General features: G+C 72.1%; 27 protein-coding genes. 15 read left to right on the forward strand and 12 right to left on the reverse strand.

What is annotated here, in order from left to right; translation table 11 throughout:
• The first annotated feature begins 31 nt into the window (after window positions 1-31).
• Together ABRP24_RS06500 and ABRP24_RS06505 are read left to right on the forward strand one after the other, a co-directional pair.
• Window positions 32-1,204 carry an ROK family protein gene (locus ABRP24_RS06500; RefSeq protein WP_349847172.1) on the forward strand — a complete coding sequence of 391 codons (1,173 nt, stop codon included), beginning with the start codon at window positions 32-34 and terminating at the stop codon, window positions 1,202-1,204.
• A gap of 51 nt (window positions 1,205-1,255) precedes the next feature.
• The gene (locus ABRP24_RS06505; RefSeq protein ID WP_232536580.1) at window positions 1,256-2,026 is read left to right on the forward strand and encodes a DedA family protein; all 771 of its coding nucleotides are present in this window, start codon (window positions 1,256-1,258) and stop codon (window positions 2,024-2,026) included.
• A 3-nt stretch (window positions 2,027-2,029) separates the two neighbouring features.
• Here the strand turns inward: ABRP24_RS06505 and ABRP24_RS06510 are convergent, their stop codons facing one another.
• Window positions 2,030-2,233 (reverse strand): DUF2945 domain-containing protein, encoded by a 204-nt coding sequence (locus tag ABRP24_RS06510; RefSeq protein WP_027464869.1) that lies wholly within the window; start codon window positions 2,231-2,233, stop codon window positions 2,030-2,032.
• Window positions 2,234-2,431: 198 nt separating this feature from the next.
• On the opposite strand from ABRP24_RS06510, the gene ABRP24_RS06515 reads away from it, so the two are divergent.
• Together ABRP24_RS06515 and ABRP24_RS06520 are read left to right on the forward strand one after the other, a co-directional pair.
• The gene (locus ABRP24_RS06515) at window positions 2,432-3,484 is read left to right on the forward strand and encodes a serine/threonine-protein kinase (RefSeq protein ID WP_071246475.1); all 1,053 of its coding nucleotides are present in this window, start codon (window positions 2,432-2,434) and stop codon (window positions 3,482-3,484) included.
• A 55-nt stretch (window positions 3,485-3,539) separates the two neighbouring features.
• Complete coding sequence (locus tag ABRP24_RS06520) at window positions 3,540-4,160, forward strand: phosphoribosylanthranilate isomerase (RefSeq protein ID WP_027464868.1); 621 nt, start codon at window positions 3,540-3,542, stop codon at window positions 4,158-4,160.
• A 100-nt stretch (window positions 4,161-4,260) separates the two neighbouring features.
• Here the strand turns inward: ABRP24_RS06520 and ABRP24_RS06525 are convergent, their stop codons facing one another.
• The 3 genes from ABRP24_RS06525 to ABRP24_RS06535 form a co-directional block, all read right to left on the reverse strand.
• Entirely contained in the window at window positions 4,261-5,019 is a 759-nt protein-coding gene (locus ABRP24_RS06525) for an HAD-IIB family hydrolase (RefSeq protein ID WP_071246484.1), read from the reverse strand.
• A gap of 82 nt (window positions 5,020-5,101) precedes the next feature.
• On the reverse strand, window positions 5,102-5,536 hold the full coding sequence (locus ABRP24_RS06530; protein ID WP_017886352.1) for an acyl-CoA thioesterase: 435 nt from the start codon (window positions 5,534-5,536) through the stop codon (window positions 5,102-5,104).
• 82 nt (window positions 5,537-5,618) lie between these two features.
• Window positions 5,619-6,215 (reverse strand): nitroreductase family protein, encoded by a 597-nt coding sequence (locus ABRP24_RS06535; protein ID WP_349847167.1) that lies wholly within the window; start codon window positions 6,213-6,215, stop codon window positions 5,619-5,621.
• Between the two features lie 84 nt (window positions 6,216-6,299).
• On the opposite strand from ABRP24_RS06535, the gene ABRP24_RS06540 reads away from it, so the two are divergent.
• On the forward strand, window positions 6,300-7,223 hold the full coding sequence (locus ABRP24_RS06540) for an AEC family transporter (RefSeq protein ID WP_071246473.1): 924 nt from the start codon (window positions 6,300-6,302) through the stop codon (window positions 7,221-7,223).
• Window positions 7,224-7,450: 227 nt separating this feature from the next.
• Window positions 7,451-7,858 carry an aldehyde dehydrogenase gene (locus tag ABRP24_RS06545; protein ID WP_232750356.1) on the forward strand — a complete coding sequence of 136 codons (408 nt, stop codon included), beginning with the start codon at window positions 7,451-7,453 and terminating at the stop codon, window positions 7,856-7,858.
• A 29-nt stretch (window positions 7,859-7,887) separates the two neighbouring features.
• On the opposite strand, the gene ABRP24_RS06550 is transcribed toward ABRP24_RS06545, so the two are convergent.
• Window positions 7,888-8,136 (reverse strand): hypothetical protein, encoded by a 249-nt coding sequence (locus ABRP24_RS06550; protein ID WP_027464862.1) that lies wholly within the window; start codon window positions 8,134-8,136, stop codon window positions 7,888-7,890.
• A 134-nt stretch (window positions 8,137-8,270) separates the two neighbouring features.
• Complete coding sequence (locus ABRP24_RS06555) at window positions 8,271-9,107, reverse strand: exodeoxyribonuclease III (protein WP_349847163.1); 837 nt, start codon at window positions 9,105-9,107, stop codon at window positions 8,271-8,273.
• 115 nt (window positions 9,108-9,222) lie between these two features.
• Here ABRP24_RS06555 and ABRP24_RS06560 point away from each other — a divergent pair, with 115 nt between their 5' ends.
• The 6 genes from ABRP24_RS06560 to ABRP24_RS06585 are packed head-to-tail and all read left to right on the forward strand — an operon-like array spanning window position 9,223 to window position 12,325.
• Window positions 9,223-9,717 (forward strand): Asp23/Gls24 family envelope stress response protein, encoded by a 495-nt coding sequence (locus ABRP24_RS06560; protein ID WP_110858766.1) that lies wholly within the window; start codon window positions 9,223-9,225, stop codon window positions 9,715-9,717.
• Window positions 9,714-9,905: a DUF2273 domain-containing protein gene (locus ABRP24_RS06565; RefSeq protein ID WP_027464859.1), complete on the forward strand. Its 192-nt coding sequence runs from the start codon at window positions 9,714-9,716 to the stop codon at window positions 9,903-9,905. Before ABRP24_RS06560 ends, ABRP24_RS06565 begins: the two co-directional genes overlap by 4 nt.
• Window positions 9,902-10,273, forward strand: a complete 372-nt coding sequence (locus ABRP24_RS06570) for a hypothetical protein (protein ID WP_214523511.1) — start codon at window positions 9,902-9,904, stop codon at window positions 10,271-10,273. Before ABRP24_RS06565 ends, ABRP24_RS06570 begins: the two co-directional genes overlap by 4 nt.
• The gene (locus ABRP24_RS06575) at window positions 10,270-10,911 is read left to right on the forward strand and encodes a hypothetical protein (protein ID WP_349847160.1); all 642 of its coding nucleotides are present in this window, start codon (window positions 10,270-10,272) and stop codon (window positions 10,909-10,911) included. Before ABRP24_RS06570 ends, ABRP24_RS06575 begins: the two co-directional genes overlap by 4 nt.
• A complete protein-coding gene (locus tag ABRP24_RS06580) occupies window positions 10,908-11,510 on the forward strand; it encodes a hypothetical protein (protein WP_214522404.1) in 603 nt (200 codons plus the stop codon). Before ABRP24_RS06575 ends, ABRP24_RS06580 begins: the two co-directional genes overlap by 4 nt.
• An 11-nt stretch (window positions 11,511-11,521) precedes the next feature.
• Window positions 11,522-12,325, forward strand: a complete 804-nt coding sequence (locus tag ABRP24_RS06585) for an aminoglycoside 3'-phosphotransferase (RefSeq protein WP_301566351.1) — start codon at window positions 11,522-11,524, stop codon at window positions 12,323-12,325.
• Between the two features lie 28 nt (window positions 12,326-12,353).
• Here ABRP24_RS06585 and ABRP24_RS06590 read toward each other — a convergent pair whose 3' ends face one another.
• The 5 genes from ABRP24_RS06590 to ABRP24_RS06610 form a co-directional block, all read right to left on the reverse strand.
• Window positions 12,354-12,941: a hypothetical protein gene (locus ABRP24_RS06590; protein WP_214522406.1), complete on the reverse strand. Its 588-nt coding sequence runs from the start codon at window positions 12,939-12,941 to the stop codon at window positions 12,354-12,356.
• A 71-nt stretch (window positions 12,942-13,012) separates the two neighbouring features.
• Window positions 13,013-13,690, reverse strand: coding sequence for a hypothetical protein (locus ABRP24_RS06595; RefSeq protein ID WP_371836730.1), 678 nt, complete (start codon window positions 13,688-13,690; stop codon window positions 13,013-13,015).
• Window positions 13,690-15,507 carry an alpha/beta hydrolase gene (locus tag ABRP24_RS06600; protein ID WP_349847157.1) on the reverse strand — a complete coding sequence of 606 codons (1,818 nt, stop codon included), beginning with the start codon at window positions 15,505-15,507 and terminating at the stop codon, window positions 13,690-13,692. Before ABRP24_RS06600 ends, ABRP24_RS06595 begins: the two co-directional genes overlap by 1 nt.
• Window positions 15,508-15,646: 139 nt before the next feature.
• Entirely contained in the window at window positions 15,647-16,993 is a 1,347-nt protein-coding gene (locus ABRP24_RS06605; RefSeq protein ID WP_176708146.1) for a M23 family metallopeptidase, read from the reverse strand.
• Window positions 16,994-17,067: 74 nt separating this feature from the next.
• A complete protein-coding gene (locus ABRP24_RS06610) occupies window positions 17,068-18,735 on the reverse strand; it encodes a hypothetical protein (RefSeq protein WP_146247885.1) in 1,668 nt (555 codons plus the stop codon).
• Between the two features lie 96 nt (window positions 18,736-18,831).
• Between ABRP24_RS06610 and pyrE the strand changes: the two genes are divergently transcribed.
• Both pyrE and ABRP24_RS06620 read left to right on the forward strand, forming a co-directional pair.
• On the forward strand, window positions 18,832-19,383 hold the full coding sequence (gene pyrE / locus ABRP24_RS06615; RefSeq protein WP_027464850.1) for an orotate phosphoribosyltransferase: 552 nt from the start codon (window positions 18,832-18,834) through the stop codon (window positions 19,381-19,383).
• Complete coding sequence (locus ABRP24_RS06620) at window positions 19,380-21,707, forward strand: septum formation family protein (RefSeq protein ID WP_349847154.1); 2,328 nt, start codon at window positions 19,380-19,382, stop codon at window positions 21,705-21,707. Before pyrE ends, ABRP24_RS06620 begins: the two co-directional genes overlap by 4 nt.
• 163 nt (window positions 21,708-21,870) lie before the next feature.
• Here ABRP24_RS06620 and ABRP24_RS06625 read toward each other — a convergent pair whose 3' ends face one another.
• On the reverse strand, window positions 21,871-22,824 hold the full coding sequence (locus tag ABRP24_RS06625; RefSeq protein ID WP_176708148.1) for an aldo/keto reductase: 954 nt from the start codon (window positions 22,822-22,824) through the stop codon (window positions 21,871-21,873).
• 108 nt (window positions 22,825-22,932) lie between these two features.
• Between ABRP24_RS06625 and ABRP24_RS06630 the strand changes: the two genes are divergently transcribed.
• The gene (locus ABRP24_RS06630) at window positions 22,933-23,577 is read left to right on the forward strand and encodes a HEAT repeat domain-containing protein (RefSeq protein WP_349847151.1); all 645 of its coding nucleotides are present in this window, start codon (window positions 22,933-22,935) and stop codon (window positions 23,575-23,577) included.
• Window positions 23,578-24,057: the final 480 nt, after the last annotated feature.

Here is a 24,057-nt window from a genome sequence, read left to right on the forward strand (position 1 = left end):
TAATGTGGAGGCTATGACCGTGGAGCAGACCGTGTCAACGACCCCGAGCGTCGCGGGCTCGACCCCCGGTGTCGTGGGGACGACCCCCGGCGTCCTGCGGCAGATGAACTCGCGGGCCATCCTCGACGAGCTCCTGCGCGACGACGTCTCCCGCACGGTCACCGAGCTCGGCCGCACGGTCGGGCTCTCCCGCCCCACGGTCGAGGCCGCGCTCGCCGACCTGGTCGACCAGGGCTGGGTGACCGAGGCCGAGGCGATCGCGACCCCGAACAAGGCCGGTCGTCGGGCCAAGCGCTTCGCCGCGGACGCGTCGGCCGGCTCCGTGCTCGGCGTGGACCTCGGCCTGCACGGCATCGTCGGCGTGCGGGCGGACCTGCGCGGCGTCACGCTCGCCCGCGTCGAGGAGCGCTACACCGACCTCGCCGACGCCGAACAGGCCTGGTCGAGCGTGCAGGACGTGGTCCGTCGGCTGACGTCGCCCGTCGGTGGCGCGGTCGGCGGCCCCGCCGGTGGAGCCCCGGTGCTCGGTGCCACGTTCGGCGTCCCGGCGGTCGTCGACCGCGACGGGGCGATCGACTACACGGTCGCGGTGCCGGAGTGGGTCGAGCGACGGGTGCCCGGCCGGATCCAGGACCTCTTCCCCGGGGTCGCCACCTTCTTCGACAACGACGCCAAGCTGGCCGCCACGGCCGAGGCCCGGTGGGGGCGGTTCCACGGCGTCCGGGACGGCCTGTACCTGGTCATGGGGCGGCAGATCGGTGCCGCCCTGGTGGTCGACGGCTCGTTGGCGCGCGGTGCGCGCGGTGCCGCCGGTGAGATGGGCGGCATCGCCTCGACTGGCTGGCCCGCCGCACCCGCCCGCCTGGAGGCCCGGATCCCGTCCGACACGGACCTCGAGTCCGTCTTCGCCGCGGCCGCCCAGGGCTCGGTGTCGGCCGTCGAGACCGTCCGTGCGTTCGCGGCCGACGTGGCGCCCGGTGTCGTGCAGCTCGTGACGACGATCGACCCCGAGGTCGTCGTCGTCGGTGGCGAGGTCCTGCCGGCGGCGGAGGTGTTCTGCGCCGCGCTCGACGAGATCGTCACGCCGCAGCTCCGGCACCCGGCGGCGTTCACTCCGTCGACCGTCGGGCGGGACGCCGTGGCCCGGGGTGCGCTCGCCCGGTCACTCGCACACGTGCGCTCCGTCCACATGGGACTCGGCTGACACCCAGGGAGCGCGCCGGGTCCTGACAGGGCGTTCAGGGATGCTGGGGGCATGACGACTGCCGTGACCGCCCGTGCCATGACCGTCGCCAGTGGCGACTCCACCGCTCCGTCGGACCTCGGGGGACTCTCCGGCCTGGTGCTCCAGCTGATCGACGCCCTGGGGGAGTGGGGCGTCGGGCTGATGCTCTTCGTCGAGACGGTGTTCCCGCCCATCCCGTCCGAGGTCATCCTGCCGCTGGCCGGGTTCCTCGCGGGCGCCGGCCAGATGAACCTCGTGCTGGTCCTGGTGCTGGCGACGATCGGCTCGTACCTCGGGGCGCTGGTGCTGTACTGGCTCGGCGCGAAGATCGGGTTCGAGCGCACCACGCGGTGGTTCGGCAAGCTGCCCCTCGTCGACGAGGACGACTTCCGCAAGGCGGCCGGCTGGTTCCACCGGCACGGCAAGAGCGCGGTCTTCTTCGGCCGGTTCGTCCCGATCGTCCGCAGCCTCATCTCGTTGCCGGCCGGCGCCGACCGCATGCACCTCGGCACGTTCTCGGTGTTCACGATCATCGCGAGCGGCATCTGGAACAGCGCGCTCGTGCTGCTCGGTGCCGCCTTCGGGTCGCAGTACGACCAGGTCGAGGCCTACACCGAGTGGATCGACCGCGTGCTCTACGTCGCGATCGCCGCGGTCGTGGTGACCTTCGTCGTGCGCCGGATCCGCCGCGTGCGCGCCGAGCGGCGCACGGGCGGCCCCGACGACCACGACGACGCCGCCGGCAGCCCTGCCGTTGGCGGTGCCCGGGGTCGTCGTCGCGCCGAGCCCGCCCGCGACTGAGCCTCAGGCCTTCGTCAGCGCCGACTCCTTGTGGGCGGCCTGCTTGCCGCTCTTCTCCGACTCGACGATCCAGTACGGGTCGTCGTCGGTCGGCCTGAAGTGCTGCCCGTCGAACTCGAAGTCGCTCGTCCGCTTGCGTACGAGCGTGCCGGTCGTCCTGCCCTGCGAGGTGTTCCAGTGCACCTCGTCACCCTTCGACAACGCCATGCTGTCCTCCTTGCGCGATTCCTCGTCCTGGTGGAGGTCGGACTGTACCCCGTCGATCCCCGGAAACCCGGGGGAGTACGGCGATCACGATGTCGTAACGGCCATGCGGATCGAGAGTCGGACGCGTACCGTTTCCCTTGAGTTCACACGTCGGCAGCGGCCGCGGAACCACGGGCTCCGGACGGGACGACGGACACCATGACCCTGCTGGACAGCGCGCGGGCGGACACCGTCCTCTCTGCGCGGTACCGGCTCGTGAAGCTCATCGGCACCGGCGGGATGGGATCCGTCTACGAAGCCCGTGACGAGCACACGTACCGGGCCGTGGCCGTGAAGCTCTTCGCGACCCCGGACAAGATGACCACCGCCGACCGCGTCCGCCAGGAGCGCGAGATCCGGCTGCTCAGCATGCTCTCCCACCCGGGGCTCATCCCGCTGTACGACGCCGGCACCCACGAGTTCGAGGACGGCCCGCACCGGTTCATCGTGATGGAGCTCATCGCCGACACGACGCTGCTCCGCCGCCTGTCCGAGGGCGCCCTGCACAACTACGAGGTGGCCGACCTCGGTGCGCAGCTCGCCGACGCCCTGGCCTACGTGCACTCCCGCGGCATCGTGCACCGCGACGTGAAGCCCGCCAACATCCTGATCAGCGACGAGGGCTCGTCCGGGTTCGCCCGCACGGTCAAGCTCACCGACTTCGGCGTCGCCCACTTCGTCGACGGCTCCCGCCTGACGAACGACGGCACGGTCATCGGCACCGCCGCTTACCTCAGCCCGGAGCAGGTCGCCGGCGAACCGATCAGCTTCGCCACCGACGTGTACTCGCTCGGGCTCGTCCTGCTCGAGGCGCTGACCGGCAAGCAGGAGTACTCGGGCACCCTGATCGAGGCCGCACTCGCCCGGCTCCGTCGCGATCCCGAGATCCCGGACGACGTCGCCGACGAGTGGCGCGAGCTGCTCAGCCGGATGACCGCCCGCGACCCGGAGCGCCGGCCCACGGCGGTCGCCATCGCCAACGCGCTGCGCGGCGGGTCCACCCAGATCACCGGCCCGGTGCCGCTCGGCCCGGAACGCGTGAAGCACCAGCGCGACCACCGCATGCACCGCGCCGCGCACCGGCACGCCAAGCGCGGCACGTTCTCCGCGGTGCGTCGCTGGCGTCGGCGGAACGTCCTGGTCGGGTCCTTCGCGGCCTTCGGCGTCACCGCGGCCTGCGTGGCCGCCTACGTCGCGGGTGCCCTGCACTGACCCGCTCGGCGGCGCCGTGCTCCGAGCACCGGAGCGCCCTGGCAGGATGGACAGCATGACCGACCAGCGCTGGATCAAGATCTGTGGCCTGTCGACGCCCGACACCGTGGACGCCGCCATCGACGCGGGTGCCGACGCCGTCGGGTTCGTCTTCGCGGCGGGCAGCCCCCGGACCGTCACCGCCGACCTGGCGAAGGAACTGGTCGAGCGGGTGCCGGACGGCATCGACGCCGTCGGGGTCTTCCGTGACCAGAAGATCGACGAGATCGTGGGCATCGCCTCCGAGGTCGGGCTCACCACCCTGCAGCTGCACGGTGGCGAGTCGGCGTCCGACTTCGCCCGCGCGCGCGACGCCGGCTTCTTCACCATCCGCGCCATCGCGGCCGAGGACTACCTGCGCGAGACGCCCGAACAGCGCGCCGCGTTCGACCACGACCTGCTGCTGCTCGACGCCGCCGTGCCCGGCAGCGGGCGGCTCGTCGACCCGGCCACGATCGACGGCGTGGACGAGGCCTGGATCCTCGCCGGTGGGCTGACCCCGGCCAACGTGGTCGCCGCGGTCGAGGCGCTCGATCCCGACGGCGTCGACGTGTCGAGCGGCGTCGAGTCCGAGCGCGGCGTCAAGGACCCCGCGAAGATCCGTGCGTTCGTCGAGGCCGTCCGCAGTCTGGGCTGATCGCCCGGCTGCATCGGTCGCGTTCGCGGCTCTGGACGCGACCGCGGACGGACAGGAGGCGCGGTGCGGGCCCGCCACGGGCCTCCCGTCCGCCGCGCGCTCAGCGCAGGGTGGGGATGAGCTCCGTCAGGAACGCGTCGGTGTCCTCCCAGCCCTCGACCGCGTGGCAGGGGACGCCGAGCGCCTTGACCGGGTAGTCGTTGCCCTCGGGGTCGAGCCGGTCGCCCACGAAGAGCATGTCGTCGAGCGCGATGCCGGTGATCTCGGCGAGACGCTGCATGCCGTAGGCCTTGTCGATGCCCTTGCGGGTGATGTCGATGCTCGTGGAGCCGCCCGAGCGGACCTCGAGGTCGGGCAGGTCCTGCTGCACCAGACGGCGCAGGTGGTCCTTCTTCTCGCCGGTCGGGTCCCACTGCTTCTTGACGTCCACCGGGGCCGACTGACCGAGAGCGGAGAACGTGATCTGCGACCCGCGGTCCTCGAGGATGGCGCCCCAGGTCTCGGACTCCCAGTACCCGGCTTCCTTCGCACGGGCCTCGACCGCGGCGAGGGCGCGGTCCTTCTGCTCGTCGGTGAGGTCCTCGGCGTACTGCAGTGCCCAATCCTGGTCCTCCCAGCGGTAGTACCGGGTGCCGCAGGTCGGCAGGAGGTGCAGGGCGTCGAGCGTCAGGCCGTCACGCTGCCGGAGCGGGGTGACCAGCTGCTGCTCGAACTGGGTGAAGTTGCCGCCGGAGATGACCGCGACCGGCACGACCTCGAGCAGGGACGCGAAGGTCTCGAGCATGCGGGGGTCGAGGGAGGACTTCGACGGGGCGAGCGTGTCGTCCAGGTCGAAGGCGACGAGGCGGGGCGTGGTCATGCCACCGATCCTGCCAGAGCCCGCCGACCACCCGCAGGGTACGACCACCCGGGTGCCCGGGTGCTGCGCGATGTCTGCGGGGTCACGCGCGGTGCGTGGCGGGGACCCGGTCGCGGGCGTAGGTGATGTCCGTGTAGCCGTGCGGGGCGGGGTTGCCGTCCTCGTCGAGGTTCACGAAGACGACCTCGTCGATCGTCAGGATGCTGCGGTGCGTGAAGAGGTTGCGCGCCTCGGCCCGCATGGTCAGCGACGTCCGGCCGAACCGGGTGGCGACGAGGCCGATCTCGACGATGTCGCCCTCCTTGGCCGAGGACAGGAAGTTGATCTCCGACATGTACTTCGTGACGACCTTGCCGTTGCCGAGCTGGATGATCGCGTAGACCGCGGCTTCCTCGTCGATCCAGCGGAGCAGGCTGCCGCCGAACAGGGTGCCGTTGGCGTTGAGGTCCTCGGGTCGCACCCACTTCCGGGTGTAGAAGTTCATCTCCGGCGGGGCGTCGTCCTGGTGCTGATCCATGTCACGTCATGGTACGCCGACGGCCGCGCCCCCGCAGGGACGCGGCCGTCGTGGCGATCGCGGGCGGCGGTGCCGCCGGTGCTCACTCCTTGACGAGGACGACCTCGTCGAGGGGGATGCGGGTGCGGGGGGCGACCTCGCGCTCGGCGGCCTTGTCGTCGAGCTGCGACGGGTGCGCGACGGTGCCGACGGCCGTGACCGTGTACGGCAGGAACCGCTCGGGCAGGTCGAACGCGGCGCGGAGCCCGGCGGCGTCGATGCCCGCCATCTGGTGCATGTGCAGCCCCTCGGCGTGCGCCTGCACGGTCAGGGCGGCGAGCGACTGGCCGAGGTCGTACTGCGCGAACGGGCGCTCCTCACCGTCGGCGGTCACGGTCTCGAGCACGCCGACGACGAGGGCGCTGGCGCGGAAGGCCCAGGCGGCGTTGAAGCCGAGCAGGTTCTCGTTGATCTTCCGGAAGGTCTCGGTGCCACGGCGGCCGGCGATGAAGCGGCGGGGCTGGAAGTTCATGGCCGAGGGGGCCCAGCGAGCGGCCTCGAGGACGGCGTCGAGCTGGTCGTCCGAGATCGTCGCGGTCTCGTCGTAGGAGCGGGGGCTCCAGCGTTCCTCGAGCAGCGGCACGAGCGGCTGGCTGGAGTCGGTGGACCGGGTGAGGGTGTCGGCGTTCGTCGAGGTCATGATGCGCTCAACGGTATTCGATGCGTACGCATTTCCGACCTGAGTGACGTCACATCACCGCCGGCAGGTGCCAGGATGGACGGGATGGGTGGCGTGTTGACCGGCTTCGCGATCATCGGCGCGATCATCGCCGGTGGGTACGTCGTCGGACGCATCGGTCTGCTGGGCCCGCACGCGCAGTTCGTGATGAGTCGGCTCGCGTTCTTCGTGCTGATGCCGTGCCTGCTGTTCCACACCATCGCGACCGCCGACATCGCGTCGCTGCTGTCGTCGATGCTCTGGGTCTCGCTGCTGAGTGCCGCCGTGGTCGCCCTCGGTGCCGCCGCCGTGTTCCGTCTCGTGCTGCGCCGCCCCGTCACCACGACCACCGTCGGCGCCTTGGCGTCCAGCTACGTCAACGCGAACAACATCGGACTGCCGGTGGCCGTGTACGTGCTCGGCCAGGCGACCGCGGTCGTGCCCGTGATCCTGCTGCAGCTCGTCGTGATGGCCCCGATCGCGCTGACGATCCTGGACGCTGCGACCGCGGGCGGAGGCGGGTGGGGTCGGCGGATCGCGGGGCCGTTCCGGAACCCGATCATCATCGCCTCGCTCGTCGGGCTCGTGTGCTCGGCGACGGGGATCACGCTGCCCGACCCGGTGCTCGAGCCGTTCTCGCTCGTCGGCGCGGCCGCGGTGCCCGTCGTGCTGCTGTCGTTCGGGATGAGCCTGCACGGTGCGACCCCGCTGCGGGACCCGGCGATCCGCACCGACGTCATCGTCGCGTCGTCGATCAAGCTCGTGGTGATGCCGGCCGTGGCGTTCGTGTTCGCACGCTTCGTGTTCGGGCTCGGTGACCAGGAGGTCTTCGTGCTCACCACCCTCGGCGCCCTGCCGGCGGCGCAGAACGTCTTCAACTACGCGCAGCGGTACGGGGCAGCGGTCCCGGTGGCGCGCGACGTCGTGCTCATCTCGACGCTCGGCTCGGTGCCCGTGCTCGTCGCGATCGCCGCCCTGCTGCACCCGTAGCGCGCCGTGGACGCGCGACGCGGCGGACGGGAGGCCCGTGGCGGGGCCGCACCGGGCCTCCCGTCCGGCCGTGGTGGCAACCACCGCGGATGGTGAGCAGCAGAGGTCGGGTCGCGTCCGCCGACCCGACCCGTTCTGCTCACGAAGCGCGGACAGCACGCGCGTACCCTGGCGGGCACGCGGGGCGGACCGCTCCGTGACCGATGACCACGACGAGGAGACCGGCGATGGACACGATGGCGATGATGAAGAACCTGTCGATGACGGACATGCCCATGGAGATGGACATGGACATGATGCAGGACACGATGATGGCGATGAACGCCGCGTCGATGGCGGCGACGATGTGCTCCGCGGCCGACATGCGGATGGGCGGCGAGATGGCGACCTGCGCCGCGATGTGCTCGAACACCGCGATGCTCGCCGACACCGGCATGCGGATGATGATGCGTCCGATGGGGATGGACACCGCGGCGATGCAGGCGATGCTCATGGCCGTCGTCGCGATGGGCACCGCATGTGCCGCCGAGTGCCGCCAGCACCAGGACATGGACGAGTCGTGCCGGTACTGCGCCATGGCCTGCGACGAGATGGTGTCGAAGTGCCAGGCGATGCTCGACTCGATGGCGGCCTGAACCGCTCCGCCTGAACCGCTCCGCTTGCGCTACGCGACGCGTGCGGTGGTCTGTCGACCGCCGGCGCTGAGGATCTCTGCGACCGGGTGGTGGGCGACCGGCTCGCCGACCGACAGGACGCCGTCGGCGTCCGCCACCCGCAGCTGCGTGATGCTCCCGTCGAGGAACAGCACCACGGCGTCGGCTGCGCGGGTCTCGACGACGATGCCGTCGCGCCACGCACCGGGGGCCGCGGTCGCCATGAGGCGCTGGATGGGAAGGATCGTCGTGCGGGACATGGCTTCACCTGCTCTCGAAGGGGTTCGGTGCAGGAAACCTACGTCGGCGTGACGGACGGCTCAATCACGGCGGACGCCGGGCGTAACAGAGCCGGACGTGCGTCGTCGCTCCGGGCCGGGTGACCCGACTCCGATCAGAAGATCATCGGCCGGTCGTCGTCGAGCGACGTGTCCAGGTCGAGGTCGACCACCACGGGCACGTGGTCGCTCGGGGCGTCGCCCTTGCGCTCGTTCCGGTGGATCGAGGCGTCGGTGACGACGTCCGCGAAGGCCTGCGAACCGAGGACGAAGTCGATGCGCATGCCCTCGTTGCGCGGGAACCGCAGCTGTTTGTAGTCCCAGTAGGTGTAGCCGTCGGGCAGGATCGGGCGGACGACGTCCTGCAGACCCCGCGCCTCGAACTCGCGGAACGCGGCCCGCTCGGGGTCGCTGACGTGGGTCGACCCCTCGAAGACCCGCATGTCCCAGACGTCCTGGTCGAGCGGTGCGACGTTCCAGTCGCCCATCAGTGCGAGCGGGGTCTCCGGCGACGCCTGGATCCACTCCGAGGTGCGGTCGGCAAGCTGGGCGAGCCAGTCGAGCTTGTACGTGTAGTGCGGGTCGCCGAGCTCGCGGCCGTTCGGCACGTAGAGGCTCCAGAGCCGCACGCCGTCGACCGTGACGCCGATCGCGCGGGCCTCGACCGGCAGGTCCGGCCCCTCGTGGCCCTTCAGGAACCCGGGCTGGCCGGGGAAGTCGCGGGTGACGTCCTCCATCGGCAGCCGGCTGGCGAACGCGACGCCGTTCCACTGGTTCAGACCGTGCGCCTCGACGTGGTACCCCGCGGCCTCGAACTGCTCGACCGGGAACTGCTCCGGCTTGCACTTGATCTCCTGCATGCCGAGGACGTCGACGTCCTCACGCACCAGCCAGTCGACGATCCGACCCACTCGGGTGCGGACGGAGTTCACGTTCCAGGTCGCGACGCGCATGGAACAAGAACCTACCGGTGCCGACTGACGACGAGGTCGGCGCGTGCGCCGCCTGTGCGGCGTGCGGCACGATGGTGTTCGCTGGAGGCCAGCAATCGATCGCACGGAGGCAGCAATGGCATCGACGACGAACCGCGTCGACGGGACCACGACCGGGGCCACGCTCGGCACCGGGGCCGGGAGCACCCAGCCCGCCGGCACCACCACGACGCAGGTCACCGCCAAGGGCAGGACCATCATCGACGACACGGTCGTCGCGAAGGTCGCGGGCATCGCCGCCCGCGACGTCCCCGGTGTCTTCGCGCTCGGCGGCAACGCCTCGCGAGCGTTCGGTGCCATCCGCGACGCCATCGGCTCGAGCGCGCTCGGCCAGGGCGTCCGCGTCGAGGTCGGTGAGACCCAGGTCGCGGTCGACCTGACCATCGTCGTCGACTATCCGACGCCGATGATGGAGGTCGCCTCCGCGGTCCGCGCCGCCGTGACGAACGCCGTCACCGAACTCGTCGGCCTCGAGGTCACCGAGGTCAACATCGCCATCAACGACGTGAACATCCCGGCGCTCAACGGCGTCGCGGACGAGCTCGACACCCGGGACGGTCGAGTCCGGTGAACGCCACCGTCGTCGGGATGGGCACGGGCGCCCTGCTCGCGATCGTCGCCGTGACGCTCGGGTTCTGGGCGTTCGTGGTCGTCGCCGTCTGCATGGCGGTCGGCGCCCTGGTCGCCCGCATCGTCACGGGCGACGTCGACTTCCGCCGCCTGCTCGACGTGCTGCGCGGACGCCGGAGCTCGTCGTGAGCGACGCCGCCGTCGCCACGACCGGCGACAGCGGCGTCCGGCTCCGCGGCTCCGACCGCATCGGCACGTCGGCGCTGGTGCACACCGCCCAGGCGGTCGCCGCCGAAGCACTGCGTGTCGCCTTCCGGGAGGTCCGTGCCCGGGTCGCCGACGACGGTCGCGGCGCACTGGCGGTCGAGATCACCGCCCCGCTCGTCCTGCCGGTGCTGGGCTCGCACGCACTTCCCGACGAACCGGTCGTCGCCACGGCGCACCGGGCTCGCGGCACGATCGCCGAGCGCTTCCGGACCATCACCGGCCGACAGGTCGCCCGCGTGACCGTGACCTTCGCCTCGTCGGTCGTGGACACCCCGCGGAGGGTCCGGTGACCGCCGCCCCCGCCGTCGGGAGCGCCGAGCCGGTCGTCCCCGCCGGCCCCTCGCAGGACGACCACCGCGCCACCTACCGTCGCCTGCTGCGCCGCGAGACCCACGTCTCCCGCTCCGCCGCAGTCGTCGTCGCGATGCTCATCGCCCTGGTGCTCGCCGCCGCCGCGGTCTTCGCCGGTGCGCTCGTCCTGCTCGACCAGAACGTCCTGGGTGTCGACCCCCGTGCCGTGGTCGACGCCGCGCTCGCGGCCCCGGACGGCCTCGAGACCACCGTCGTGATCGGCATCGGCGCCATCGTGGCCCTGATCGGACTCGTCCTGCTGCTGCAGGGGGTCCTGCCCCAGCGCCGTCCACGGCACGTGATGTCGTCCGACCGGCTCGCAGTCGTCGTCGACGACGAGGTCCTGGCCTCCGCCGCGGCCCGCGCCGCCCGTTCCGCGACCCGTCTGGGCGCCGACGCCGCCGTGGGCACCGTCGGCCGCCGCACGGTCGACGTCGTGCTCCGGCCTGCAGCCGGCGTGGACGTCCCCGCGGTCGCCGCGACCGAGGCCGTCGAGCGGGAGTTCGCCGCGATCGACGCGCAGCCGCCGCTGGCCGCGCGGGTCCGGGTGCAGCCGACCGGGCGGGTGGACGGATGAACGCCACGAACCGTGGGCTCGGCCGGACGGCGCTCGTCGTGCTCGGGCTCGTCCTGCTCGTCGCCGGTGTGGCGGCGATCCTGGTGCAGACCGCCCAGGGGCTGCCCGTCGTCGCCTCGTGGTGGGTCACGGTCGGCGATGCCCTCGCCGGACTCGGCACCCGGGCATCGCGTGACGACTCGGTGTTCGCGTGGACCTGCGTGCTCGGCGGTGGCGTCGTGCTCGGCGTGCTCGCCCTCGTCGTGCTGACGACCCTCGGCGGTGGCCGCGAGGGCACCGTCGTGGACAGCGACGGTTCGGCGGACGGCGTCGCCGGCTCGGTGCGCATCGAGTCCACCGCCGTGCAGCACGCGCTCTCCTCGGCCATCGGCGACATGCCGCAGGTCGGGTCGCTCGCCGTCGACGTCTACCGGGTCCGCGGAGGCCGCGCGATCCGGGTGCGGGTCCGTCCGCGCCGGGGGGCCGCGCCGCGCGAGATCACCGAACGGGTCGAGGCCGTCGTCGCCGACCTGGACGCCCTGCTCGGCGAACGCCTGCCCGTGCTGCTCGAGATCGCCCGCGGTGGGTCGGGGTCCGCCCGCCCGGACCGCGTGCACTGACCATCACCGTGGTGCGCTCGATCGGTGGACTGCCCCGGCCGGGCGAGACGGTCCCGGTGCCGCGCATCGTCACCGAGGTCGCGCGAGGGCGTGAGTTCGCGCTCGTCTGGCACAACCAGATCGGCGGGACGACGTTCCGCATCGGACCGGATGCGCAGGCCGAGGAGTTCGTGAAGGTCCTGCCGCACGCCTACGGTTCGTGGATCGGCGGTGAGGCGGAACGGCTGACCTGGGCATCCCGGTACGCCCAGGTGCCCGAGGTGCTCGACCACGGCACCGACGACGACGGCGTCTGGCTGCACACCCGCGCCGTGCCCGGGTGGAGCGCCGTCGACCCGCGCTGGCACGACGAACCCCGGACCGCGGTGGTCGCGGTGGGCGAGGGGCTGCGTGCGCTGCACGACACGTTGCCCGTCGACGACTGCCCGTTCACGTGGGCGACCGCGGACCGGCTCGATCGCGCGCGTTCGGCGGTCGTCGACGTCGACGCCGACGCCGGCCGCGGCCCGGGCGGTCTCGGTCCGGAGCCGCCGGCCGACCGGACCGTCGTCTGTCACGGTGACCCGTGCACCCCGAACACGCTCATCGGTGCGGATCGGCGGTGGAGCGGGCACGTCGACCTGGACGCGACGGGCGTCGCCGACCGATGGGCCGACATCGCGGTGGCGACGATGGCCCTCGGATGGAACTACGGACCCGGGTGGGAGCCGCTGTTCCACCGGGCGTACGGGCTGCCGGACGACCAGGAGCGGACGGCGTGGTACCGGGCGCTGTGGAACATCGACGTGGACGACGTGGGACCTGCGACGAGCTGAAGCGGAGCCGTCGTGGTGCTCGATCCGATCAGATCTTCGGCTGGTTGATGATGGGGTCGTCCCATTGGGGGAAGTCCGGGTAGATGCCGGGGAGAGACCGATCAGGGAAGTCGGCCTGGGAGCGTCCTGCCACCGCTCGCCGGAGCTTGTGTGCGTCGTTGGTCCAGAAGGGTTCGCTGTAGACCTCGAGCGTGTACCGGCCGTTCGTCTGCGCCGAGTAGATGATCTGCCAGCCGTCGCCGGTGGTGGCCCAGACCTCGTGGTCGCCGGTGACCGTGCGTTGCTCGATGTCCCAGCCCTGCTCGGTGAAGTAGTCGATCATCGGTTGGAGGTCCCGCTGTTGGCCGGTGGTGCCAGGCGGGGACCAGAGCCGCCCGCTCCGCATGTCGTAGCTGTTCTTCGTGTCCGAACCCGGTAACGGGGCAACGCCGTCGCCGCCGATCTGTGGGATGTCGTCGCCACTGTCCCATTCCCATTCGCCGTCGTGGACCTGGAGTTGTGCGTCCCGCAGGAGTTGCTGCATGTGTTCGTAGTGGTCGCGGTAGGCGTCGAACTCTTGGTGCAGGGACATCTCGGCGACCTCGTGCTGGGTGAGGCCGGCTGCGTCGGTGGGCATCTGGTCTCCTCCGACCGCGCATCCCGCCAGCAGTCCAAGGGCCAGAGCTGCCGTCGTGATGGTGCGGAGCATCAGATCTTGGGTGGGCTGACGATCGGAGATTCCCAGGACGGGAACGCGGGGTAGACGCCCGGGAGGGAGCGATCGGGGTAGGCCGCGTCGTTTCGTCCTCCGACTGCCTCGGAGAGTGCATCTGCATCGTTGGTCCAGAAAGGTTCGCTGTAGATCTCGAGTGAGTACCTCCCGTTCGTCTGCGCTGTGTAGATGAGCTGCCAGCCGTCCCCGGTGAACCCCCAGACCTCGTGGTCGCCGGTGATGTCGCGTTGCTCGATGGCCCACCCCTGGTCCGTGAAGTAGTCGATCATCGGTTGCAGGTCGCGCTCCTGGCCGGTCGCGCCGGGCGGGGACCAGAGCCGTCCACTGCGCATGTCGTAACTGTTCTTCGTGTCGGACCCGGGCAGAGCTGCGACGCCGTCGCCGCCGATCAACGGGACACGGTCGCCGCCACTCCACTCCCATTCGCCTTCGTGGACCTGGAGTTGCGCGGCTTCCAGGAGCCGCTGCATGTGTTCGTAGTGGTCGCGGTAAGCGTCGTACTCCTGGTGGAGAGACATCTCCGCGACGTTGTCCTGGGTCTGGCCAGCTGCGTCCGTGGGCATCTCGGTTCCTCCTGCTGCGCACCCGGTCAGCAGTCCCAGGGTCAGGACTGCCGTCGTGATGGTGCGGAGCGTCGATTGCATGGTCTTCATCATGGCTTCCCTGTCGCGATGATCTTGGCGATGGTCTGCTGCGACGTGGCGTCGCGGGAAAGGTAGCCGACGCCGCTGTCCGGGTTCATGTCGTGACCGGTGACGGCTTTGCCACCGGCACCGGCCTCGGCACTGAACGTGTCGACCTCGGGCAGGTCGCGAGGATCGGTGCGCCCGATCCTCCCGAATCTCGCGGTGTGGTCCTCCGCACCTTCGGTGGCGTAGACACGGCGCACATTGAGGTGCTCGGGCGTCGCGGTGTCGGCGAACCCGACCGAGCCGTAGGTGACGAACGAGTCGACGCGGTGCCGGGTCTGCGCCAGTGCCTCGGCCGCGGTGGTGGAGCCGTAGGAGTGTCCGAGGACGGTCACGGACTGTGGTGCGGTGCTGCGGCTGTCGTGGATGCCATCGAGGAACGACGCGAGGTTCGCTCCGCCCGCGTGCGCGCGGTCCTGACCCGGGACCTCGATGACCCCCGGCGCGCGGTAACCGATCCACGACACTATCGAGAAAGAATCGGCTACCGATCCCTTGCGGGAGGCTGAGAGGAGCAGCTCATTGGCAGCACGGACCTTTTCATCCATGCTGTCGAGGGTGGTCATCGCACCGGGCACGTTGACGGTCACGTTGGACGCCGTGTCCAGGTCGCCGAGCGCGACGGCTGCGACGAGCGCCCCGTTCGAGACGCCGAACCCGACGAGCTGTGCGACGGCGCTCGAGGGGGCTCGAACATCTGCCGCCAGCCGATCGGCGTGCTTCAGTCCGTCCCGAAGCGCAATGACCTGCTTCCGGAACTCGCCGAGACTGACCGCCCCGTAGGTGTAGGGCAGCCCCATCAGCCGGTACAGCCGCTCCGGGTCCCGTACCGCGGCCGAGAGGACGGCCCGGGACGCGATGTTGCGCTGCGCTGCCGGGACGCCGTCGAGTCCTGCGAACTGCAGCTGCGTGGCCAGGGGCAACGCCCGGACGTCGGCGTCGGTGAACCCGAGCGCGGCCCAGGCCGCTGCGACCTCAGCCGTGGTCAGGGACGGATCGAGCAGCCGCTGCAGCCCGAGTGGAAGTTTGGAGGTGCCGGCGACGTCGAGCGCAGCGTTCGCGAGGGCTCCGCCGCCAGCGGCGCTGAACGCGCTCGCGATCCGATCGATCCACGAAGTGTCGTCGGCGTTCTCGGCAAGGTAGTCCGCGAAACCACCTGGCAAGGACGCCCCGTCGACCGGGACCCAGCTGCAACGGTTGCGGAACACAGTCCACGCGTTGCGCACCCGCACGAGATCCTGCTCCGTCGAGGAGTCCTGCACCCGGGCCACGGCAGCGAACTTCCGCAGCCGAGCGGGATCTGCCCCGCTCCGTCCTCCGGACCGGCCACCGGTGCGCTGCCGGGAGCGCGCGCTGAACACCGCGGACACCGGAGAAGGTCGCTGCGGCCTGCCCGATGGTTCAGGGTCGAACACCGAGCTGCTCCAGTCGAGCACGGGTTGCAGCGGGAGCCCGCCACCGGCGCGCACCAGGTCACGGTCGGCTTCGCGCTGCCGCCACGCGGCGACGTCCGCCAACCGCTCGCGTTCGGTGTCCGCCTGCCGCTGCGCGGTCCGAACCTGTTCGACCAGGGAATCGAGCGCCGTCGCCAACCGGGTTCGGTCTCGTGACTCCGTCACCCGAGCGGCCTCGAACAGCCGCGAGTAGGCGCCGTCGAAGTCGTGCAGTGCGGCCTCGGCGCTGTGCCGTCGTGGTTGGGCGCTGGCACGCAGCGAGAGCGCCACCTCGGCTGCGCAGTCGGCCAACCGCGACGCGGCTGCGTCGTCGAACTCGATCCCCATCGTCCCCCCACCATCCGAACTGGTCGATGGGGGAAACGTAGCATTTCAGCGGTGCAGTACGAAATGACAACGATGCACTTGTGGGAAACAACAAACCGCCGCCCACTGGGAGTGGGCGGCGGTCTGGTGAGCGGGCTGGCTAGAAGGCAACTCCGCGTGCACCCATGAAGGGCACCGGGTCGGTGGTGGCGCCGTTGATGTGCACCTCGACGTGGCTGTGGCAGCCGGTCGACGCCCCGGTGGAGCCGACGAGCGCGATGAGCTGTCCCGCCGCGACTCGCTGGCCCTGGGCGACCCGGAAGCCACCGTTGACGATGTGCCCGTAGGCGGTCTGCACGCCGTTGCCGTGGCTGATCCGGACGTAGTTGCCGTACCCGCCGTACCAGCCGACGTAGTCGACGGTGCCGGCCGAGGCCGCGACGATGGGCGTGGAGCAGCCGCTCGCCAGGTCGGTGCCCTCGTGCATGGTGACGACGCCGGTGATCGGGTGCACGCGGTACCCGTAGGGGCTGATGACGTAGCCGCTGGCCGGGCGGACCCAGCCGGTCCCGGAGCCCGCGCCGACGGAACCGCCGCCGCCCGAGCCGCTGCTCCCGGTCGAGCCGCCACCCGACGACGAGCCCCCGCCGGAGTTCGCGGCTGCCGCTGCTGCCGCCGCCGCTGCGGCCGCGCGCTGTGCCGCTTCGCGCGCAGCCTTCTCCTCCGCCGCCTTGCGGATGCGCTCACCCTTGGCGAACTCGGCTTCGGTCCGGACGCGGCCGGAGGTCAGGGTCGCGAGCTGGGCGTCGAGTCGGGCCTTGTTCGACTGCTGCTCGTCGTAGGCGGCCTGCACGGCGTCGGATGCCGCCTGGGCTTCCTGCATTCGGTCTTCGGCCTCGGCAGCGAGGTCGCCCAGCGCTTCGGCGGCGCGGTCGGCCTGCGCCTCGAGCGAGCTGGCGACGGCGGCATCGGCGCTCGCGGCGGCCTGGACACGCTCGGCCTGTTCGGAGAGCTTGCTCAGCGCACCGAGGTTGTACAGCAGATCACTGGCGTCTTCGCCCTGGGTGATCACCGAGGTGGTGACGTCGGCGCCCCCGGAGCGGGACATCTGCGCGGCGAACTGCCCGGCCTGCGCGGCGCTCTGGTCGGCGACCTTCGCGTGCTCCTTCGCGTCGGCGCGGAGCTGCTGTTCCTTCTCGGCCGCGGTCTGGGCCTTGCGCTGCGCCTTGTAGAACACGTCACCGAGCTTCTTGGCCTTGGCCTCGGCGGCGTCGACTTTGGCGTCGAGCTCGCTGATGATGCCCCGGATCTCGGTGATCTGCCCCTGCTTCGCGGATTCCTTGCCGCGGGCGGACTCCACTTCGTCCCACGTGGGGTAGGTCACCGCCTGCGCGGCCGGAGCGTCGGCGATGACCGTGCCGACGAGGCCCGCGAGCGCCAGACCGGTGACGGCGAGGCGCAGGCGCACGGGGACACGGTGGGCGCGGGGGCTGGTGGGGCGAGACATCGAGCACGAGCCTATACATCCGTACAGCGAGCATCGGACGGCAACGCGCCGCTGTGGACAACTTCAGCAGTGCATCAGAAGCCGCGGTCGCGTCGGATGACGTCGGCGCTCCCGACGACGTCGCGCCGCAGGATGGCCTGCCCCGCGGTGCCGGCGTAGTCGTAGACGTCGAACCCGGTGCAGTGGGTGATCGTCGCCGGGGGCCCGAGGGAGTCCTCGACCGCGGTGGTCCAGAGGTCGTGCGACCCGACCACCACGAAGCTCGGGTCGGCGTCGCGGTAGGCCCCGAGGTCGACGAGCCAGGGGTACGTCTCGAAGGTGTCCCGGACCTGCAGCAGCCCGACGTTCCTCGATGCGTAGGTGGCGAGGGGCCGGACGGTCCAGAACTGCCCGACGCCGGTGACCTGGCGCCCGTCGGCCCAGCGGTCCAGGCACGCCGCCGCCGGGTACCGCGCGGTCGCCACGGCGTGGGCGGTACCCGGGGCCACGGCGATCCCGGTCGCGAGCACGGCGGCCATCGCGACCGCCACCCCGGCCCGGACCCCGCGGTGCGGGCGGTGCACGCGGGTGCGGCGGACCGCGGTGCGGGTGAGCTCGGCCACGGCGACGAGCGCGAGCAGCGGTGCGGTCACGATCGGCTGCAGGTAGCGCGGGGTCTCGGACCCGGCGACGACGACCCCGACGGACACGGCGACGACGGTCACCAGGGGCAGCAGGGTCGCGACCAGCACGGTGCGTGCGGTGCGGACCCGCCAGGCCCAGACCGTGCCCCCGACGGTGACGAGCACCCCGGCGAACAGCAGCAGGAGCCCGAGGTCACCCGGTGCCGTGCCCGCCCGGTCGTCGGTCAGCGCCGCGAAGAACCGCAGGGTCTCCCCGGCCCGCGACGGCTGCACGTACGTCGCCGGGTCGAGGGAGACGAACGGCCGGAGCGGGATCCGCACCAAGTACCCGACGACAGATCCGACCGTGACGGCACCGGCGAGCAGCGCGGCCGGACGCCACGGCACCCGCCGCGCCAGCACGAGGAGCCCGAGGGTGACGACCACCGGGGCCGCTGACCACGGCACGTACAGCGGGTTCGACGCGGTCGTGCACGCGGCGACGAGTCCGAGCACCACGAGCAGTGGCACCGACGCCCGGCCGAGGCGCACCGCCCGCAGCACGAGCACCGCGGTGCCGAGCATCGCCAGCACGGCGCCGTAGTAGTAGGTCGTGGTGAGCAGCAGGGACGCCAGCTCGAGCGACGTGGCCGTCGCCGACGACTCGGTCAGCACCAGCAGCGTGACCAGACCGAGCGCCCCGGCCGACACCGCGATCCGGGCGGGGCGCCCGGCGGACGGCATCAGCTCGTTCGCGGCCGCCCGCACCAGGGCGTAGACGGCGAGGAGCACGAGCACCCCGTTCAGCGCCAGGGCCTGCTGCGGCGTGGCGGTCACCAGCGAGCAGAACAGGTACACGGGCAGCTCGGGGAAGAAGAACAGCGCGGGCGACATGGCCCACTCGAACGGCTGGCCGGCCTGCAGCGAGCGCTGGACGAGCGGCAGCAGCACCGAGTCGCCGTCGTACCAGAGCAACGCCACCCGCTCCGTCGCGATGACGTGGCGCAGGGCGACGACGGCCAGGGCCAGCGCGACCAGGCCGCCCAGGGCCTCCCGTCCGATCGTGACGGCCACCTCGCCGGGCCGCCGGTCGCCGGACGGAGCCGGCTCCACGGCGGGGCGGCGCGGTGCTCGGGACATGCCCCGGAGCGTACCGAGGCCGCCTCGGTGCCGGCACCCCGCGGCCCACAGGCTGGGGGAGCGCGTTGCGGGTCCGACCGACTACCCTTGTGGGCTGTGACCGACGCGCGCGAACAGTTGATCCAGTACATCTCCTCCGAAGCGGTGTTCCACGGCGACTTCACCCTGACCAGCGGGAAGAAGGCGACGTACTACATCGACCTGCGGAAGGTCAGCCTGGACCACCGCGTCGCGCCGCTGATCGGGCAGGTCATGACCGAGCTCGTGCAGCAGGTGCCGGACGTCTCCGCCGTCGGCGGCCTCACCATGGGCGCCGACCCCATCGCCAGCGCCGTCCTGCACCAGGCCGCCGCCCAGGGGCTGACCTACGACGCCTTCGTCGTCCGCAAGGAGCCGAAGGACCACGGCCGCGGCAAGCAGGTCGAGGGGCCGGACCTCAAGGGCAAGCGCGTCGTCGTGCTCGAGGACACCTCCACCACCGGCGGCTCGCCGCTCAAGGCGGCCGAGGCGCTCGAGCGCGAGGGCGCGATCGTCGCCGCCGTCGCGGTGGTCGTCGACCGGGACACCGGTGCCAAGGAGACGATCGAGGCGGCCGGCTACCCGTACTTCGCGGCCATCGGGTTGGCTGATCTGGGGCTGACCGCGTGACCGAGGAGCGTCCGGACGACGCACGCGAACCCGACGGCACCGCCGGCCCGGCAGACGGGGACGACGGCCTGGAGGCTCGGCGTGCGTCCGGCTCGGACGCTCCGTTCCACGGTCTCCGCAGCGCTGCGGACATCTTCGGCGCTCCGCGCGGCGAGGAGGACTGGCCGTCGCGACGGGAGCGCCGCGAGGCCGAGCGCACCGCCCGCGAGACGGGCGCGCCGCTGCCGGAGCCCTTCGTGGCCGAGGGCGAGGCGGAGCCTGCTGAGGCCGAGGCCGAGGCCGAGGCTGCGGCTGCGGCTGCGGCTGCGGCTGCTCCTGCGGCGCCTGAGCCTGCTGCTCCGGCGCTCGACGACGGCGCGACGCAGGCCATCTCGATGCCGCCCGAGTTGCTCGCACCCTCCGAGAACCCCGACGCCGTCGTCGAGCACGAACGCTCCACACTGCACGACCGGATCCCCGCCGCCGCCGACGCCCCGCCGGAATCCGCCGCGCCGCACCCGTCGTCGATCGTGCTGCCGACCGCGCAGACCCACCGGGACGAACGTGCCGCCGCGTCGAAGGCCATCGAGGACGAGCGTCGCCGCGTCGACCCGTTCGGTGAAGGTCGTGCCGACGTCGACTGGCTCGGCCGCGCGACCGGGAACCACCCGGAGTCCGTGCCGCCCGCTGCTCCGGCTGCACCGCAGCCCCTCGGCGTCGAGAACGTGCTGCCGCCGACCGAGGAACCACCGACCTTCACCGACCTGCTGCGCATCACCAGCACCGGGCCGGTCCCCACGCAGACCGGCGCGCACGACCGGCCGTTCGACTGGGCGATCGGTGACGACGAGCCCGGCGAGGTCCCGGCGACGCTGACCACCGACTCGTTCGACACCACCGCACTGTCCGCCGGGTCCTGGTCGCTCGCCGACGAGCTCGACGACGAGGACGAGGTCGTCGCCGGCGAGGTCGACACTCCGGCCTCCGGGCTGCCGCAGGCACCGCGGACCTACCCGGTGCCGCCGGCGGTCCCCGTGCCGCCGGTGGTGCCCCCGGCGGTCCCGGCAGCGCCCGTGTCGGACACGGCTGCTCCGGCTGCCGTGCCGGATGCCGATGCCGATGCCGCTGCCGCTGGTGCTCCGTCGGAGGCGACCGAGGCAGTGGACGCACCCCGTCGGCCCGCCGGAGACGACGTGCCGGACGCGACCGAGGGCCTCCAGGCCGATACCCCGACCACCGCGATGCCGGCGGCCGGGACCCCCTGGTGGTCCGAGCCCGACGCGACCGTGCCGCCGACCGCCGCACCGCCGCTGGTCGAACCCACCGGTGCACAGGAGTACCCGGCGCACCTGCCGCCGTCGGTGGGGCAGGACCTCGACGCCGTTCTGGGACTGCGTGGGAACGACACCGGTCCGCAGCCGGAGTCCCTGCCCGCCGCGGCGCCGGACGACCTGGACCAGTCCGAGTGGGACGGCCGCGAGACCAGCGACACGAGCGCCATCAAGGACCTCTTCGGCACCGAGGCGGTCGGGCAGCTCGGTGGCACCGGCTACGACCCCGAGGACACCGGGACGCGGATGATGCCGGCGGCTGCCGTGCCGGCTGCTGCTGCCACTCCTGCTGCTGCCCCCGCGCCCGCTGCGGCCGGACGGCCTGCCGGCGGTCCGGACCGGCCGTCCGGCGAACGCGACAACTTCATCAACGAGGGCTTCGCGCGGCTGCGGAACGAGGGCAAGCGCGGCAAGCAGCTGCTGATCTACGGGTCGATCGCGCTGATCCTCGTGCTCATCGTGCTGGTGTTCCTGCTGTCGAAGTGGATCCTCGGCAACAACATCGCCGACCAGGCCGTGCCGACGAAGTCGCCGGCGGCCGCTTCGGCGCCGGCGACACCGAGTGCTGCGCCGTCAGCGTCGGCCTCGCAGTCGAGCGAGGCCGCCGCGCCCGCCGCCACGCTGCAGTTCGCCACGACGCCGGCGTTGCCCGGCGAGCACCCGTGGACCGATCTGGCCGGCGGGGAGTGCCTGTCGCCGTTCACGAACGCGTGGTCGCAGACCTTCACGGTGGTGGACTGCACGACGCCGCACATCGGGCAGTTCACCGCACGACTCCCGGTCCAGGGCGACACCTACCCGGGTACCGAGGCCCTCGCGACCCAGGCCGCCGACCAGTGCCAGTCCGACGCGGCGCTGAACGCCTCGGCCGCCGCTGCCGTGGGTGACGTGCAGGTGCAGGGTTCCTACGCGCCGGACCAGGCGACGTGGGACCAGGGTGACCGGTTCATCTCGTGCTTCGTGACGCGGTCGTCGGGGCAGCCGCTGACCGGGTCGTTGGCGCCGGGGGCGTAGGCGCGGGTCGCTCGTCGGCGCGGGCGGTGGGTCGGTCGGGCGGCGGGGGTCCGACGCGGAACGACGATGTCGACGTCGTACGACAGCGACATCGTCGTTTCGCGTCCGCGTCCGCGTCTGCTTCCGCCCGCGACCGCCGGCGTCGCTCGACAGCGCGCGGGTGTCAGGCGCTCGCGGGCACCTTCGCCGACACGTCGGAGAGCGTCTGCAGCTCGTCGACGTTGAGCTCGAGCTCCGCCGAGGCCAGCAGCGCCGGCAGCTGCTCGGTGTTCCGGGCGCTCGCGATCGGCGCGACGACGTCGGGCTGCGCCTGCAACCAGGCGAGTGCGACGGTGGCGATCTCGGAGCCGTGCGCGTCGGCGATCGAGGACAGCGCGTCCACGACGGCGAGCCCCTCGTCGGTGAAGTACCCGGACACCTGGCCCTCGCGGTCCTTGCCGGCGAAGTCGTCCTTCGAGCGGTACTTGCCGGTCAGGAACCCCGCGGCGAGCGAGAAGTACGGCACGACGCCGAGTCCGTGCTCGTGCGCGAGCGGCGCGATCTCCGCCTCGTACGGCTGGCGGGTGACCAGGTTGTAGTGCGGCTGGATGGCGACGGGCTGGGCAAGGCCGTTCTCCGTTGCGATGCGGATCCACTCCGCGGCGCGGTCCTTCGAGTAGTTCGAGATCGCGGTGTAGCGGACCAGGCCGTCCTGCACGAGCTGGTCGAAGGCGCGGACGGTCTCCTCGAGCGGGGTCGACTGGTCGTCGAAGTGCGCGTAGTACAGGTCGATCCGGTCGGTGCCGAGGCGCTCGAGGCTGGCACGGGCAGCGGCGGCGACGGTGTCCGCGGCGAGGCCCTGGAACTCCGGGTGCTGCGAGCCCTTCGTCGCGATGACGACGTCGTCCCGCTTGCCCGAGGCGCGGAGCCACGAACCGATGACCCGCTCGGACTCACCACCCGAGTTGCCCGGCGCCCAGGCCGAGTAGACGTCCGCGGTGTCGATGAAGTCGCCACCGGCCGCGGTGTAGGCGTCGAGGACCTGGTGCGAGGTCGACTCGTCCGCCGTCCAGCCGAAGACGTTGCCGCCGAGGGCGAGGGGGAACACGTGCAGGTCACTGGTACCGATGCGGGGCATGCGGAGGTCCTTTCGTGGTCGGAGGTGCGGTGGGAGCGGACCGCACGTCTCCCGACGCTATGCCCCGATGCTTGACACGGCCCCGGCGCGAGGGGCTTCGATGGAGGGATGACCACGCTCACCGATGCCCTCGCCGACCCGCGATCCTCCGCCCGGCTGCAGGCCGTGATGGCTGCGGGGACGACCCCGGACCCCGCGGAACTCGAGGTGCTCGTCGCGCAGTGCGCCGTCGAGCCGGACTTCTTCGTCCGCGACATGCTGACGTGGGCACTCACCCGGCACCCCGCCGACGACGTCGTGGCCCGCGTGCTGCCCGAGCTCGAGCGCCCCGAGCCGCAGGCTCGCAGCCAGGCGCTCCACACCCTGTCGAAGATCGGTGACCCGGACGCGTGGCCCGCGGTACGGCCGCTGCTCGAGGACCACGACGACGAGGTGCTCCGCGCGGCCTGGCGGACGGCCGTCGCACTGGTGCCGGACGACGAGCGGGCGTCGCTCGCGCGGACCCTCGCGGTGCAGCTCGGCATCGGCGACCGCGAGCGTCGGCTCAGCCTGTCCCGTGCCCTGGTGGGACTCGGCGAGGACGCCGTCGGACCCGTCCTCGCCTCGGCCGCCGAGCGGGGGACCGACGCCGTTCGGGAGCACGTGCGCGAGACCGAACGACTGCTACATGACCCGGACGCCGCATCTGCGCTCGCCCTCGAACGCGCCCGGCGCGAGGTCGCCCTCGGCCGGACGCGCTCCGTCAAGGGGTAGGGCCGGCGGGCGCGCCCGGCCGGGAGCGCCGGGTGGTCACGAAGCGTCGCCGCCACGGTCGTGGGGGGCCGCGGGGCGGCTGCGGGGCCGCCGCGTCGCGCGGTCACGACACCCCGTGGGTGGGGTGCCGGGTGGTCGCGAACCGTCGGCTGCGGGGCTCCCGGGCGACAGTTCGTGACCGCTCGGCGGAGGCGAGCGGGGTGTCGTGACCGGTGGGGCGCCGGACGGGAGGCGCGTGGCGGCGGGGCACCGGGCCTCCCGTCCGACGCCACGCGCGTTCGCGGGCCGCGGTGCGGTCACGACACCCCGTGCGCTGGGTGCCGGGTGGTCGCGAACCGTTGCCTGCGGGGCTCCCGGGCGACGGAGCGTGACCGGTGGGGGGAAGGTGAGCGGGGTGTCGTGACCGGTGGGGCGCCGGACGGGAGGCGCGTGGCGGCGGGGCACCGGGCCTCCCGTCCGACGCCACGCGCGTTCGCGGGC

Origin of the sequence: Curtobacterium sp. WHRI 8282 (assembly GCF_040223925.2) — a bacterium.
Classification (GTDB): Bacteria; Actinomycetota; Actinomycetes; order Actinomycetales; family Microbacteriaceae; genus Curtobacterium; species Curtobacterium flaccumfaciens.

Bases quoted from the DNA above. Each gene is read 5' to 3' on its own strand.
- ABRP24_RS06630 (WP_349847151.1), top strand. From the start codon at position 22,933: ATGACCACGCTCACCGATGCCCTCGCCGACCCGCGATCCTCCGCCCGG.
- ABRP24_RS06520 (WP_027464868.1), top strand. From the start codon at position 3,540: ATGACCGACCAGCGCTGGATCAAGATCTGTGGCCTGTCGACGCCCGAC.
- ABRP24_RS06550 (WP_027464862.1), bottom strand. From the start codon at position 8,136: ATGTCCCGCACGACGATCCTTCCCATCCAGCGCCTCATGGCGACCGCG.
- ABRP24_RS06600 (WP_349847157.1), bottom strand. From the start codon at position 15,507: ATGGGGATCGAGTTCGACGACGCAGCCGCGTCGCGGTTGGCCGACTGC.
- ABRP24_RS06555 (WP_349847163.1), bottom strand. From the start codon at position 9,107: ATGCGCGTCGCGACCTGGAACGTGAACTCCGTCCGCACCCGAGTGGGT.
- ABRP24_RS06515 (WP_071246475.1), top strand. From the start codon at position 2,432: ATGACCCTGCTGGACAGCGCGCGGGCGGACACCGTCCTCTCTGCGCGG.
- ABRP24_RS06605 (WP_176708146.1), bottom strand. From the start codon at position 16,993: ATGTCTCGCCCCACCAGCCCCCGCGCCCACCGTGTCCCCGTGCGCCTG.
- ABRP24_RS06540 (WP_071246473.1), top strand. From the start codon at position 6,300: ATGGGTGGCGTGTTGACCGGCTTCGCGATCATCGGCGCGATCATCGCC.
- ABRP24_RS06545 (WP_232750356.1), top strand. From the start codon at position 7,451: ATGGACACGATGGCGATGATGAAGAACCTGTCGATGACGGACATGCCC.
- ABRP24_RS06560 (WP_110858766.1), top strand. From the start codon at position 9,223: ATGGCATCGACGACGAACCGCGTCGACGGGACCACGACCGGGGCCACG.
- ABRP24_RS06510 (WP_027464869.1), bottom strand. From the start codon at position 2,233: ATGGCGTTGTCGAAGGGTGACGAGGTGCACTGGAACACCTCGCAGGGC.
- ABRP24_RS06625 (WP_176708148.1), bottom strand. From the start codon at position 22,824: ATGCCCCGCATCGGTACCAGTGACCTGCACGTGTTCCCCCTCGCCCTC.
- ABRP24_RS06610 (WP_146247885.1), bottom strand. From the start codon at position 18,735: ATGTCCCGAGCACCGCGCCGCCCCGCCGTGGAGCCGGCTCCGTCCGGC.
- ABRP24_RS06525 (WP_071246484.1), bottom strand. From the start codon at position 5,019: ATGACCACGCCCCGCCTCGTCGCCTTCGACCTGGACGACACGCTCGCC.
- ABRP24_RS06595 (WP_371836730.1), bottom strand. From the start codon at position 13,690: ATGAAGACCATGCAATCGACGCTCCGCACCATCACGACGGCAGTCCTG.
- ABRP24_RS06530 (WP_017886352.1), bottom strand. From the start codon at position 5,536: ATGGATCAGCACCAGGACGACGCCCCGCCGGAGATGAACTTCTACACC.
- ABRP24_RS06505 (WP_232536580.1), top strand. From the start codon at position 1,256: ATGACGACTGCCGTGACCGCCCGTGCCATGACCGTCGCCAGTGGCGAC.
- ABRP24_RS06590 (WP_214522406.1), bottom strand. From the start codon at position 12,941: ATGCCCACCGACGCAGCCGGCCTCACCCAGCACGAGGTCGCCGAGATG.
- ABRP24_RS06580 (WP_214522404.1), top strand. From the start codon at position 10,908: ATGAACGCCACGAACCGTGGGCTCGGCCGGACGGCGCTCGTCGTGCTC.
- ABRP24_RS06535 (WP_349847167.1), bottom strand. From the start codon at position 6,215: ATGACCTCGACGAACGCCGACACCCTCACCCGGTCCACCGACTCCAGC.